This window comes from Gilvimarinus japonicus, assembly GCF_042847215.1.
GTDB classification, from domain to species: Bacteria; Pseudomonadota; Gammaproteobacteria; order Pseudomonadales; family Cellvibrionaceae; genus Gilvimarinus; species Gilvimarinus japonicus.
The window spans coordinates 168,403-182,082 of the sequence record NZ_AP031500.1; the positions used below are offsets into that span (position 1 = coordinate 168,403).

At 50.9% G+C, this 13,680-nt stretch carries 8 protein-coding genes; 5 read left to right on the forward strand and 3 right to left on the reverse strand.

Going from position 1 to position 13,680, the window contains the following annotated elements:
* The first annotated feature begins 49 nt into the window (after positions 1 to 49).
* The 4 genes from ACGHAD_RS00700 (at position 50) to uxuA (ending at position 5,878) form a co-directional block, all read left to right on the forward strand.
* Entirely contained in the window at positions 50 to 1,300 is a 1,251-nt protein-coding gene (locus ACGHAD_RS00700) for a glycoside hydrolase family 105 protein (protein WP_382414025.1), read from the forward strand.
* Positions 1,301 to 1,309: 9 nt separating this feature from the next.
* Positions 1,310 to 2,086: a glucose 1-dehydrogenase gene (locus tag ACGHAD_RS00705; RefSeq protein WP_339617379.1), complete on the forward strand. Its 777-nt coding sequence runs from the start codon at positions 1,310 to 1,312 to the stop codon at positions 2,084 to 2,086.
* A 48-nt stretch (positions 2,087 to 2,134) separates the two neighbouring features.
* Positions 2,135 to 4,549: a glycoside hydrolase family 2 TIM barrel-domain containing protein gene (locus ACGHAD_RS00710; protein WP_382414027.1), complete on the forward strand. Its 2,415-nt coding sequence runs from the start codon at positions 2,135 to 2,137 to the stop codon at positions 4,547 to 4,549.
* Positions 4,550 to 4,696: 147 nt separating this feature from the next.
* Positions 4,697 to 5,878: a mannonate dehydratase gene (gene uxuA, locus ACGHAD_RS00715; RefSeq protein ID WP_382414029.1), complete on the forward strand. Its 1,182-nt coding sequence runs from the start codon at positions 4,697 to 4,699 to the stop codon at positions 5,876 to 5,878.
* A gap of 245 nt (positions 5,879 to 6,123) precedes the next feature.
* Here the strand turns inward: uxuA and ACGHAD_RS00720 are convergent, their stop codons facing one another.
* From ACGHAD_RS00720 to ACGHAD_RS00730, 3 genes are read right to left on the reverse strand one after another with little or no spacing between them, the layout of a single operon-like run.
* Entirely contained in the window at positions 6,124 to 7,374 is a 1,251-nt protein-coding gene (locus tag ACGHAD_RS00720) for an alginate lyase family protein (protein WP_382414031.1), read from the reverse strand.
* On the reverse strand, positions 7,362 to 8,714 hold the full coding sequence (locus ACGHAD_RS00725) for an alginate lyase family protein (RefSeq protein WP_382414033.1): 1,353 nt from the start codon (positions 8,712 to 8,714) through the stop codon (positions 7,362 to 7,364). Before ACGHAD_RS00725 ends, ACGHAD_RS00720 begins: the two co-directional genes overlap by 13 nt.
* A 2-nt stretch (positions 8,715 to 8,716) precedes the next feature.
* Positions 8,717 to 10,393, reverse strand: a complete 1,677-nt coding sequence (locus ACGHAD_RS00730; RefSeq protein ID WP_382414035.1) for a glycosyl hydrolase family 28-related protein — start codon at positions 10,391 to 10,393, stop codon at positions 8,717 to 8,719.
* A 193-nt stretch (positions 10,394 to 10,586) separates the two neighbouring features.
* Between ACGHAD_RS00730 and ACGHAD_RS00735 the strand changes: the two genes are divergently transcribed.
* Positions 10,587 to 13,487 (forward strand): TonB-dependent receptor, encoded by a 2,901-nt coding sequence (locus ACGHAD_RS00735; RefSeq protein WP_382414037.1) that lies wholly within the window; start codon positions 10,587 to 10,589, stop codon positions 13,485 to 13,487.
* Positions 13,488 to 13,680 lie beyond the last annotated feature (193 nt).

Consider the following 13,680-nt stretch of genomic DNA (forward strand, 5'->3'; position numbering starts at 1 on the left):
CGCACTGGTTTTGGCTGTAGCACAAATAAAATGACTACTGGAGGTCATCATGATTCGCAAAACCTTACCTGCCTTGTTGTTGGGCGCATTATCGTACGGGTGTGCCACTGCCGAGGTGGATCAGAGCCAAGGATTGAGCTGGCCCGAGCTTGTTGAGTACCAAAAGCCCGGTACCGCTGAGGTTGAGTTGAGCGCACAATTCGCCGCCCAAGAGGTAAAACGGGTCGCCAATCAGGTGGCCGATTGGCAGCTGGACCAATACGATATTCGCTCCAACAAAATGCGCCCAGAGGGCCGCGCGAGTGGCTTGCCACAGGGTTGGATGTACGCGCCTTTGCACTCGGGCTTACTAGCCTGGGGGGATGTATCCAGTCAGCCAGGCTACGGGCAAGCGGTGCGCAATATCGCCGCCGTTAACCAGTGGCGTTTGGGGCCACGCCGCTACCACGCCGATGATCACGCTATTGGTCAAGTGTACTTAGATATGTACGAAAAATACCAAGACCCGATTATGAAGCAAAATGTCGAGGCGGTATTTGATTGGGTGTTAGCGCACCCCAGCGACCGCGATTTAGAATTTGAGCACCCCGAGAAAGAAGTGATTCACGGTGCCAACCGCAAATATACCGACCCTTGGTGTACCCAGCGCTGGTGTTGGGCCGATGCTATTTTTATGGCGCCGCCGGTGTGGGCGCAGTTATCAGAGATTACCGGCAATGCTAAATACTTAGAGTTTATGAATCGTGAATTTTGGGTGACGACGGATTACCTTTACAGCGATGACGATCATCTATTTTTACGCGATAGCCGCTACTTTACCCGTAAAGCCGACAACGGTAAGCCCATTTACTGGGGGCGCGGCAACGGTTGGATTCTGGCCGGTATTGCACGCACTTTGCCGCATATACCGGAGGATTTTAGCGATCGGGAAAAGTACGTCGATATCTTTAAGCAAATGAGCCAAAGCTTGCTGCAGGCGCAAAAATCCGATGGTAGCTGGCCCGCCTCACTGTTAGAGGCACACGATGGCCAAAACCCCGAGTCGAGTGCCACCGGCTTAATTGTGTTTGCGCTTACCTGGGGTATCAATCATGGTTTGTTACCTGCCGATGAGTACCGCCCCGCGGTAGAGCGCGGCTGGACGTCGCTGGTCAGTACTGTGCAGACCAATGGCAAGTTGGGCTACGTACAGCAGGTCGGCTTTGCGCCCGAAAGCGCCACCGCAGACGACACCCAGTTATATGGTACTGGCGCACTGTTGCTGGCGGCGGCGGAAATTTATCAGCTGTTAAATAAATAAGGTAGCGGTATGAATCAGTCAGTTCTTACGCAATTATTCTCGGTAGAAGGCAAAGTCGCGGTAGTGACTGGTGCCAGCCGGGGTTTAGGTCAGGCGATGGCATTGGCTTTGGCGCAAGCCGGTGCCAAGGTGGTTGCCCTGGGTTCGCGCCCCGAGAGCCTCGATAAAACCTGTGAGTTATTTGCCGAGCACAACTTGTTTATTCAGCCGTTGGCCTGCGATCAGCGCTCGGCCGAATCCATTCGTGAGACAGTGGCGGCGATATTACAAGAGTTTGGCCGTATCGATATTTTGATCAATAACGCCGGTACCATCGCCCGCGCACCCGCCCATGAGTTTTCTGACGACGATTGGAATGACGTGATCGAAACTAACCTCAACGGTGTGTTTCGTATGTGCCGTGAAGTGGGCCGCGCTATGCTTAAAAATCAGTCGGGTAAGATTATTAATATTGCCTCGCTGCTGAGCTTTTCGGGCGGTATTACCGTACCCGCGTACGCCGCCAGTAAAGGTGGCGTGGCGCAGTTAACCAAAGCGCTGGCCAACGAGTGGGCGAAAGACAATATTCAGGTGAATGCCATCGCCCCCGGCTATTTTGAAACCGACAATACCGAGAACTTGCGCAAAGATCCGGAGAGATTTGCAGGCATTAGTGCCCGTATCCCCACCGAGCGTTGGGGTACTCCAGAAGACTTGGCCGGGACCGCCATTTATTTGAGCAGTAAAGCCTCTGACTACGTAAATGGTCACGTACTGCTGGTGGACGGCGGTTGGATGGCCCGCTAGCGGCGCCAACTTTGCTACATTTATTTAAACTAACATCGTGTGTGATTTATGAAAAATTTTAACGTGCTAACGTTTATTACGGTGATTTTTACCGCGTGTTTACTGAGTGCAGTCGCACAAGCAGACAGCACCAAAACGCTTTTTAACAGCGATTGGCAATACTCCGAGGTAGGCATCGATAAACCGAGTAACAAGGCGTCGGATTGGACCGGCGTTACCCTGCCACATACCTGGAACGCCACCGATACCGTCGACCAAGTGCCCGGTTATCGCCGCGGTGTTAGCTGGTATAAAAAAACCTTTAAAGTTGCCAAGGCCGAGCGTTATCTGCTGCATTTTGAAGGCTCCAATATGGAGACTCAGGTGTACCTAAATGGCACCTTGGTGGGCTCGCATATTGGGGGTTACGTTGGCTTTAACGTAGAGCTTAGCGATGCGATTAAAACCTCGGGCAGCAACGAATTGTTGGTGCGGGTATCAAACGCCTATAACCCCAACCTTATTCCGTCGCAAAAATCCGACTTCTTTATTCACGGCGGTATTACCCGCGATGTTTGGTTGCTGAGTAAAAATGACGCGCTGATTGAACGCTTTGAAGCTCGTGCCAATAACGTTGCCAAAGGCGATTACAGCACTGAGCTGACGGTGTTTGTCGATAGTGAGGTGAAAACCAAAGGCCGCTTAAAAGCGACCTTAACCTCACCCGCCGGTGACGTTGTGACATCGGTTACTCAAGATGTAAACCTTGCCAAAGGGCAGTCGCAGCAAAAGCTAGTGCTAGAGAGCTTTGCCGATGCCAAGCTCTGGTCGCCCGAGTCGCCCAACCTGTATGCCATACAGGTAGAGCTGCTCGATCGCAAACATAAGCGCGTGCTGGATACCTCCGAGTCGCAATTTGGTTACCGCTGGTTTGAGCAGATTCCGGGCAAAGGCTTTTTTGTCAATGGCGAGCGTTTGTTGTTGCGCGGTACTCACCGCCACGAGGAGATCGCCGGGGTCGGTGCCGCCATGAGCAACGCGCAACACCGCAACGATATGCAGTTAATTAAAACCATGGGCGCAAATTTTGTGCGTTTAGGGCACTACCCGCAAGATCCAGAGGTGTATCGCGCGGCTAACGAGCTGGGCTTAATTATTTGGGATGAGCTACCTTGGTGCCGTGGCGGTAAAGGCGGCGAGCAGTGGGAGAAAAACACCGAAGCGCTGCTGCATGAGCAGCTGGCACAAAACTTTAATCACCCGAGCATTGCGTTTTGGTCACTCGGTAACGAGATGTACTGGGAGGCCGATTTCCCCGGTGGCGGCCGCGATGAAATTTTGGTGCCTTACCTTGCCAAGCTTAACGATATGGTAAAAGCAACCGACACCTCGCGTTTAACCAGCATCCGTAAGTACTATCCGGGTGCCGACATTGTCGACTCTTTCTCGCCCTCTATTTGGGCCGGTTGGTACGGCGGTGCGTACGGTCAATACCAAACCGCGCTAGAAGAGGCGACTAAAAAATACCCCAATATGATTCACATGGAGTACGGCGGTTCGAGCCATGTGGGTCGTCACACCGAGGCGCCGATTGATGCGAAAGGTATTCGCGGCGCCCAGGTATCGGTAGAAGAGGCCGTTAACCAAACCGTGGTGAAAAGCGTTGCCAAATCATCGGATTGGAACGAAAACTACATGGTTGATCTGTTTGACTGGCACCTTAACGTCAGTGAATCTTTGCCGGGTTTAAGCGGTACCGCGCAGTGGGCTATTCGCGATTTTGGTACGCCTCTGCGTCCCGAAAATCCCATTCCTTATGTTAACCAAAAAGGTCTGTTTGACCGCAGCGGTAAACCTAAAGACGCTTATTATGTGTACGCCAGCCACTGGGCAAAAGCGCCTATCTGTTATATCGAGTCGCACACCTGGACCCATCGTTACGGCCCAAAAGAAGGCCGCAAAGTCGATGTGTTTTGCAACACTGACTCTGCCGAGCTGTTCTTAAACGGCAAATCGTTAGGTAAAAAAGCCCGTAAGCCGGGTGAGTTTCCGGCGGCCGGCTTAGTGTGGCAAGTGCCCTTTAGTGAAGGTGAAAATACCTTAAGCGTGATCGGTCGCAACGACGGCGAGCAAGTCGCGGACGATAAAACCCAGCTGACCTATTACATCGGTGAGCCCGGTAAGTTTGATCGCTTGCACGTCACCCAGAAACCGCTGGATAACGGCAATGTTTTGGTAGAGGTGGAAGCGGTGGATGAGAAAAACCGTCGCCTGACTGACTACTCAGATCGTATTTACTTTTCGGCGCTAGGCTCGAATGACGCGCTGGTTGATCGCTTTGGAACGCCGGGCCGCAGCAGCGTGATAGAGGCGGCCAGCGGCTACGCCTCGATTGAGGTGACGCCAAAGGCCAGCCATGGCGTGGCGGTAGAAGTAAAAACGCAAAACGTTAAAGGTGTGTTTGTTAAGGTCGGCGGAGAATAATCCGCCGCTTAATAACATCAAATTGTAAAGTTAATTCGGCAGTGTGAGTAACTTATCGCCAATCAGAAATTTATCTGGTATGATGGTAAGGCCAATTTGGGGCGGCCAGTATAAGCGCTGCTGAGATATTTAGTTAGGAATGTACAGATGCAAGAGTCTTGGAGATGGTTCGGACCAAGTGATTCCATATCGCTGGAAAAGATTAAGCAGGCGGGGGCGACGCATATTGTTACCTCGATGCATGAAATCCCCACGGGCGATGTTTGGCCGGAGGCTGATGTAGTCGCGCGCAACGAGCTTATCCAAGCGTCGGGCTTATGTTGGAATGTGGTCGAGAGCATCCCGCTGCACAACGACATTAAAACCCGCACGGGTGACTATCTGCAGCTGATCGAGAATTACAAAGAGTCGATCAGAAGCGTGGGTAAAGCGGGCATACCGGCGGTGTGTTACAACTTTATGCCGGTGGTCGATTGGACCCGTACTAACCTTAGCTATCGGGTGTCTAACAGCGCTCAAGCGTTACGCTTTGAGCTTACCGACTTTGCCGCTTACGACGTCTATATACTTCAGCGCGATGGTGCCGAGTCAGACTATACCCCGGCCGTGCTCGAGAAAGCCAAGGCAAGCTACCGCGCCATGAGCGAAGAGCAACAGCTGCTGCTCGAGAAAAACATCATTGCCGGTTTGCCCGGTGGTGAAGGCTCTTACACCCGCGAATCGATCAAAGTGGCCATCGAGCAGTTTATTGCCTTGGGTACCGAGGGTATGCGCCACAATTTGATGGAGTTTTTAAAAGCGGTGGTGCCGGTCGCCGAAGAAAGTGGCGTTAAGCTGTGTATTCACCCAGATGATCCACCGTTCTCGCTGTTTGGTTTGCCTCGTGTGGTTTCTACCGCCGACGACGCGCGCAAAATTTTAACCACGGTTGATAGCCCCGCCAATGGCATTACTTTGTGTGCCGGCTCCTATGGTGCGCGCTGCGATAACGATTTAGTGGCAATGGCCGAAGAGTTTGGCTCGCGCATTTACTTTGTGCACTTGCGCAATGTTAAGCGCGAAGAAGACGGATCGTTTTTTGAATCCGATCACCTCGATGGCGACAACGATATGGTGGGCTTGATTAACGCGCTATTGAAAGAAGAGCGCCGCCGCAAGCAAGCGGGTGAGGATATGGTCTCAATCCCCATGCGTCCCGATCACGGTCATCTGATGGCCGATGAAGAAAAAGCCGAGGGTGTAAAGCCGGGTTATTCTTACAGTGGTCGCTTGCGAGGACTTGCCGAGTTGCGCGGTGTGATTCACGCATTGACGCATCTTAATCCGTAATCCAAGACGGTTTTAATGCGCTAAAAAAACCCAGTAGGCGTCGCCTACTGGGTTTTTTTTTATGGCTAAGTCTATCGTTTATATTATCGCTCTGACGGCGCGTTCTTTCGGGGTTTATCCGAGCTTGAGGTCAGCGTGAAAAGTGATGCTGGATTAAAGGGGAGGGATTCGCGAATCAGACCCGAAGCGGTGCTAATTCGCGACGTCAGTGGCGAGTTATACTCTTTTTTGCTCGGCGGTATACACTACTTGTTCTCGCCCAACGATAGCGCATCAAGCCAAATCATCGGGTGGCGTACAGGCAGGTTACGCAACACCTCGTATTCACTGGGGTCGGCCTCTTCTGTAACCCAAGCATTAAGATACGCTGAGTTTTTAAAGTGTAGAGCGGCAAACACAAACGCCGGTTGGCGTACTGGCCAGTTATCCCAATAAAGTACGTCAGGTTTAAGAGGCCAGCTGGATTTATCTTGAACATAAGGCAGCATGTACTCTACGGCGCGTTGCATGCCGCGGCCGTCTTTAGTACTAAAGCGCCACATGTCGTGCTCGGCGTTGCTTAGCAGTTGGGCGTTGGTCGCCATGGCATCTAACACAAACAGCGAATAACCGTAGGGTTTGGTGCGTGCCAGCTCGGCGGGGAACGATCCGTCTGTTGCCATCATTTGCTTAATAAACACATTTTTAAAATCTTCACGAATCTCATCTAACAGCTGTGTGTTGCCGGTTAGCTGAGCAAAGGCCGCGGCTTGCATTGCCCAGCACACGCCGTGATTGTTGGGGTGCTGACGTTCTGTTTGACCAAACGGCGACTCCAACAACCATTGTAGGTATTCGGCAAACCATTTTTTTGTGGCGGCGGCACTGGTAAGTGCGCCGGGCGCTAATTGCTCAAGCTGGTAAATACTGCGCGCCACTTCGGTTAAATGAATGGTGTCGATCACGCCAATGCTGCGGCCGGTATTGCGCCCTTTAATGGCTTGGCCATAGTTAAGGTGGGGCGCCATTTTGGTTTTGCCGTTCACAAACCAGGCGTTAAGATGATTGTCTATCTGGGTGAGGTACTTTTGATCTTGCTCTAGTATATAGGCCGAGGCCAGAGTGGCGGCGATATCACTCAGTTCGATAAGCTGAAGACGATGCTTGATAAAATTATCCGGGTTAGAGAGTCCGTCGCGGCGAATATAAGGGCCGCTTGGATCTTCGGGGTTGGGCCACCAGTAGTCCCCTTCAGAGTAAAAATCGTGGGCTGTGCCTGAGCTTCTGGGCGACACATAATCGACGATAGTGGAGGGCTTGACTGACAGGTATTCGGTGGCTTTGGTTAAAATTCGTGAGTGCTCGGTTTGTATTAATTGCGACTGGATAGACGCCGGTGAGTCGTCAGCGGGTGTAACGCTGTTGGCGTGTGCAACTGGGGCTGAACCGAGCAAGGCTATGCACAGTATTGCCAGGCGATTAGATAGAGTAAACGGTAAGCGGTTTACAGCTGGCATAAGCCATCATCTCCTTGGGTGTGGGCGTCGATGTTTTTTTCAGTGCTGCTATGAGTAGGGCTACGCGTATTAGTGGCATTTGAAACTGCTACCGGAAAAGCAAGCAGGCAATCGTATTCGGCGTGCTGCGCCATTAAGGTTTGCGCATAAGCGCTAAAGCGTTGATCGTACAGCTGCCCTGCGATTAGATTAACGCGTATTAAAGATTCCCGGCTGACAGAGTTGGAGGCGTAATGGCTCTGTGTCAGTAGTGTGTACTGCTGTTGGTTTAGGTAATCCAGCGCCTGAACAATCAGCGGTACTTGGGTATCGTCGGTGGGGCCAAATGCGAGTTCCGGCTGGTTTAAGTCCGTTGCGATCGCGGCAAGCCCCCAGAACGCTTCGAGATTAAAAACACTGTAGTGGTAGGGGCGGGTTCGTGCCAGCTCGTGTGGTTGTGCGCCACCGGGTTGTATTTGCGTCTGTATACGCTGCGGATACAGCGCTTGCATGACTTGGTTGAGTACAATCTCGTTGTCGGTAAAGCGCGCAAAGTAAGCCACTTGGTAATCGTAAAAGCTGGCGTGGTTATTATGGGTGCGCGATTCATCAAGGCCGTTAGGGCTTGTGAGCAACCAATGTAGGTAGTGTGTAACCCAGCGCGACAGCGGTTCTGATACGTGACTATTATAGTCATCAGAGGCCGTTAATTGCTGGTGAGCATTCAGGACATTGATAAATAAGCGCGATTCAATAATCCCAATGCCGCGGCCATCGGTGATACCCGGTATGGCTTGGGCGTAGCGAAAGTTGGGATTCATACCTGTGTCTTTATCAAAAAGAAACACGTCAAACAACTCTTGCGCGCGCTGCGCGTAGACGTCGTCTTTTGTGTACGAATACGCCTGCGCTAAAACACTTACCGCCTTAACAAATTCGCGCAACTCGGCGGAGTCGGTATCGCGGCCGCGAACCTCGCGGTTAACGATTCCATCCCGTCTGATCCAAGGTAAACCGTTGGCTGTGTCTGGGTTGGGCCACCAATAGGGGCCGGTACTGGTGTAGTCCTGCGGGTTATCGTTCGGCGGCGTTGCTTGGTTAAAGGTAATGCTAAAACTTTGCTCGCTATCGAGCACACTATTTGCCCGAGCGATAACCAGCTCGCGCACGGCGTTCCGTTTAGTATCGCTCGGTGTGATTAACGCCTGAGCTTGTTGTTGCCACTCGTAAAGAGTGTTTGGTGATATCGGCGTGTCGGTTTTTGCGCTAGGCACACTGTGGCAGCCCGGCAGCAAAACGGTTAAGCCGAGCAATAGGCTTAACCGGCGGTTCAGTCGTTTGGTAACGGCTTGTGTGATCAATATTATTCTCCGCCCAGACGCTGTTGCAGTTGATACTGGTAAAGCGAAGGCGCTTGATGGATCGCTTTATTCTGCATTTTTATGTTGGCGTTAGGGCCGTACTCGATGTCAATATCGGTATTGCCATGAACGCCAATTACGTTGGCATTGGGGCCATCGTCTACCCCATACAGGGTGATAGGTTTCGCAACATCAAGGCCGTTTTTAAATACAACATTAATATTCCAGAAACTACTGCCGGCCCCGTGGGTGGGTTTCCAGTAGCCGGCACCGCCGCCTTTAAAGGCCGGGTAGCGGCGTTGCGCTAGTTGCTCGGTATCGAGTGTGGCGTGCAAGGTTATATTGTCGAACAGGTTTTGGTGGTTGGCGCCGGAGTGCTGATCTAAAATCGGTGCGTGATAAATCTCACAGCCGGTGTAGACACTTTTAGTGGAAAAGGTATTAAAGCTTAGAGGGTGAATGGCGGTATTGTTGACTGTGATGTTTTTGGCCAGCAGGTTATGAGTGTCGCCCATCGCAACCGTATAGTGAGCTTTGTGATCGCCTTTAGTGGCGACGTTACTAATGCTTACATTGGCGGATTCTTCGCTTAAAATACCGCTGTCGGCATTGATAATGTCGATATTTTTAACCCAGCCGTCAAATAAACGGGTTAAGTAAATACCGTTAAAACCCTGCTCAACATGGTGCGCAACGTACGCCGATCGAGGAAACTCGATGGAAAATTCCTCGATGCCAATATTTTGCAAATAAGCTTTCTGTGTAATGTCGGTTGTCAGCCCATTAATGTCGTGCAGTAACACGTCATTAATAACAACGGTATTATTGTTAATGGCGACAATCCGCGAGGCTTGCGATACCAGCGGCCGGTTGGGAAAGTTCCAGTGGTGGCTACCGGTGACTTCAACCCCAGGGTAGATAGCTTTTAACAGTGGTGAGTCTTTGCCCTCTCGGTTGTACCAATTAATATTAATAATCTGACCGACGCGCAATTGCGAGGCGTTATCCACTTTTAGGCGGTCATCGCCGCGCTTGCCCTGCGTCGGCAAAGCGAGAGGGGCCGGTTGCTGGTCGTACTCTTCTAAATAGGGCTTTACGCGCTCATTTTTTATCCGGGTCCAGATGAACCCGCCAGACCAAGCGTATTGTGAGAAGGCTAAGTCGATATTGTGCGACTTCTCCCGCTGGCGTTTATTCATTGTTTTTAAGTACTGGCGCAACTCGGCCAGCTCGGGTGGGTCTGGTAGATAGCGCAGCGGCCGTGGAAAATAAAGCGTGGTGGCACCGCTACCGGCACCGCGCAAAATCAGGTTATCTCGCTCAAGGTAAAGGATGTCGCTGACGATAAAACGACCGGCTGGAATCTGCACGACTATGGGAGAGTCGCTGTCGCTGGCGGCGGCAAGCGCCTTGTGAAAAGCCTTGGTATCGTCGTTGCCATCGTCGGCTTTGGCCCCGTAATCGGCGACGTTGATAGTGTTTGCGGTGGCAAATGCCAGTGGCTCGGCCCCATTTTTGTAGCCAGCATAAGAGAAATCGGGTAAATCGCGATTTAAATTATCAATTGTTACTGCGGTGCTTGATAGCGAGAGCAATATCAAAATACCTCCGCCAAGACCTTTTAATAGTTGGTAACTTGTTGATTTAATTGTTTTAATTGAAGGTTTAAAGATTCCCATAGTGCCATACCTCTGCCGTCTATTCGGTGTATCGACGATTGTAAATCAAACTTAACTGGTAATACCACTTTACCATCTGATCGGGTTGATTCATACTCTACTAACGCTTATAGCAGACCGTAGAGTCTGTAGAGCATTTCGGCCCAGGTCGATAACGACTCACTAATATAATGAATAAGATGTAGGAGAAATTATGAGCTCCCTGTGTAAGCCACAACATTCAGGTCACACCGCAAAGTACGCCCGTAAGCTTTTGACGGTCGCGATTGCCGCCAGTCTTTTACCGTCGTCTTTTGCATTAGCGCAAAATGATAATGGCGCAGAAATGCTCGAAGAAGTCGTCGTTATTGGCTCTTTGCGCGATACCATGCGTAATTCGATCGAGATCAAACGCGACGCCGAAACAATTGTCGATGTGATTTCAGCGTCTGAGATGGGCGCATTGCCCGATCTTTCGGTTGCCGAAACGCTTGAGCGTATTGTCGGGGTAACCGGCGACCGCTTTAAAGGTAACTCCAGCGAGATATCCGTTCGTGGTCTCGGCCCGTTTCTGGGCTATTCAACCTACAACGGCCGTGAAATTTCTTCCGGCAGTGGCAATCGCTCAGTCGCCTTTTCACAGTTTCCCTCCGAGTTAGTCAACGGCGCGACTGTATACAAATCGCAGTCTGCTGATCTCGTCGAGGGCGGCGTTGCCGGTTTGATTAACCTCCAAAGCATTCGGCCCATCGATTTTGGTGAGCGCCGCATTCAGGCCGAAATTAAGGGTAACTACAACGACTACGACGCCAAGCTAAACGGCGATGACGGTATTGGTTACCGCGGTTCGGTGTCCTACACCGATGTATTTGATACCAGTATTGGTACCGTTGGGTTTGCCATTGGCTACGCCGGGCACGAATCTTCCACCCCAGAAGAGAGCTATAACACCAGCTCGACACTGCGTAACTGTAACTCTGATTACGCGTTAGATGGCGGCAGCAATTGCTCGTGGAGTGACGATAATGCCGCCGCTGGTGGTGGCGCCGCTGCCGATGGCGATTACTACTTTATTCCTAACTCCTTTTATTTTAGACAAATGGAGTCAGAGGAAAGTCGCGATGCGGTGATGAGTACCGTACAGTGGCAGCCCAACGAAGACTGGAATATTACCCTTGATGCTCAGTGGTCTGATCGTTTCTACTACGAAGATCGTCACGACTTATATTTTGACGACGGCCGTCGCCGGATTAGCGACTGGACCACCAGTGAAGATCATGCGCTAACCTCTTACTCGGGTGAGTCGCGTGTTAGCAGCTATGGTGAGTATCGCGAGCGCGACGAAGAGTATCGCGGTACCGGTTTAAATATTGAGTGGAATGCAACCGACAAACTCCTGTTAAGTGCCGATATCTCTTACTCAGATACCACGCGTTACCAAGAGACCTGGCAAACCCGGTTCCGCTCTGACCGACTTTGGTATGATTTTACCTCGGGCGGAAATAGCGATTACCCCTCGGTTTCTCTTTATGAAGATCCGGACGATGCCGCTGGTACGGCCGTTGATAACAACGTCTTAAACGATTACAGCTTTTACGACGCCAACCAACGCGCTCGTTACGGCGAATATGAAATCAATGACACTATTAGTGCTGTGGCCTTTGATGCTGTCTACGAACTAGATGGCAGTGTTTTTACCTCGGTAGAAGGTGGCGTGCGTTTATCCTCGCATGAGCACAATAACTATAACGAAGATCGTATTGAATACACGGATACCAACTTTGCTGATATCTCTACGATTGAGCAAAACTGCGCTACGCCCTACCCGCAAGAAGGTTACGGCGAAGATGCGAACAGCAGCTTTAATCAATGGGCTACCTACGATACCTTGTGTGCCTCTGAGTTAATGTGGGGCTCCGAAGATTGGTCGTTATCGCCCCAAGACCCAAGTGCGGCTGACGTTAACTTAACCGAAGATATCTCGTCTATCTTTGCGAAGTTAAATTTTGCGACCCAGCTCGGTAATATTGATGTGACCGGTAACGTCGGCGTGCGTGTCGTTGAAACCAGTGTCGAATCAGTCGGCTATCGTCAAGATTATGTGGTTATCGAAAACGATGCCGGCACACCGGACGATACCTCGGATGATAGTTATACCTTTGATCAGGTGGCCGATACTTTAACTGAAGAAGTGTTTACCAATAGCTACGTGAATGTATTGCCCAGCCTGAACTTAAACTTTGGTTTAAGCGAGACAGTTCAGTTGCGAGCTGCCGTTTACTCGGCTATTTCGCGCCCCGATATGTGGTGGATGGGGGCCGGTCGCGACTTAGACCTTGGGGACGGTGAAGAAGAGTTTCCGAGCGTTGAAGATGCCGTTGCCAATGGCAATGCCACCGCACTGGGTAACCCAGACATGGAAGCGATCGAATCCGTTAACTATGATCTCTCGTTGGCATGGTACCCGCGTGAAGATACGATGGTGTCGGCTGCGCTTTACTACAAAGACTTTGAGGCCGGCCTCGATGTGGCCGACCCCGAGAGTGTACAAGAGTCGTTTAATATTAATGGCGAGCAGATCACCATGGATGTTAACGGCCTTATCGAGAATACCTCTGAGTCGTCCAGCATCACCGGTGTTGAGTTAAGCTTGCAGCACGGTTTTACCAACTTGCCCGCACCGTTTGATGGCTTGGGCGTGATGGGTGGTATTAACATCGCCGATACCGATTTCGAGTATTATGAAAACGGGTCTGAGATGACCGACGATGTAGTGATTGCCGCTGCAAACCTTCCCGGTTTCTCAAAAGAGAGCTACAACGCTGAGGTATACTGGGAGAATTACGGTTTCACTACTCGTTTGTCGTATAAGTATCGCTCCGATTACCTGAAGCCGTTTGGCAGTGATTTTGGTCAAACAAATCGCTTTGTCGACGACACCAGCTCGGTTGATCTGTCGCTGGCGTATCGCTTGACCGATAATCTTCAGGTTAAATTTCAAGCGCTTAACCTAACCAACGAACCTTACGTTGAGTATCGCGTAGCGGAAGATGCGTTTAACCGAATCGAGTATAGCGGCACTAAGTACTTTGTTGGTCTGCGCTATAAGATGTAAGTTCATGCTTAGTGGCAAAGTAGTTTCTTATGCTTTTGCCACTTGATGTAGGGTTTTAACATCTTAGATAAAAAGCTGGGTGGCTGAGAGGTCACCTAGCTTTTTTTGTTACCGATACTGAAAAGGCGTTGCGACTAGGTAGGTAGCGTTTATAGTTACCAAGCGTTCTGAGCCGCGCGTATCTGAGTAATAG

What these genes read in the sequence shown, in the direction of transcription:
- ACGHAD_RS00700 (WP_382414025.1), top strand. Translation starts at nt 50, where the DNA reads ATGATTCGCAAAACCTTACCTGCCTTGTTGTTGGGCGCATTATCGTAC.
- ACGHAD_RS00705 (WP_339617379.1), top strand. Translation starts at nt 1,310, where the DNA reads ATGAATCAGTCAGTTCTTACGCAATTATTCTCGGTAGAAGGCAAAGTC.
- ACGHAD_RS00710 (WP_382414027.1), top strand. Translation starts at nt 2,135, where the DNA reads ATGAAAAATTTTAACGTGCTAACGTTTATTACGGTGATTTTTACCGCG.
- uxuA (WP_382414029.1), top strand. Translation starts at nt 4,697, where the DNA reads ATGCAAGAGTCTTGGAGATGGTTCGGACCAAGTGATTCCATATCGCTG.
- ACGHAD_RS00720 (WP_382414031.1), bottom strand. Translation starts at nt 7,374, where the DNA reads ATGCCAGCTGTAAACCGCTTACCGTTTACTCTATCTAATCGCCTGGCA.
- ACGHAD_RS00730 (WP_382414035.1), bottom strand. Translation starts at nt 10,393, where the DNA reads ATGGGAATCTTTAAACCTTCAATTAAAACAATTAAATCAACAAGTTAC.
- ACGHAD_RS00735 (WP_382414037.1), top strand. Translation starts at nt 10,587, where the DNA reads ATGAGCTCCCTGTGTAAGCCACAACATTCAGGTCACACCGCAAAGTAC.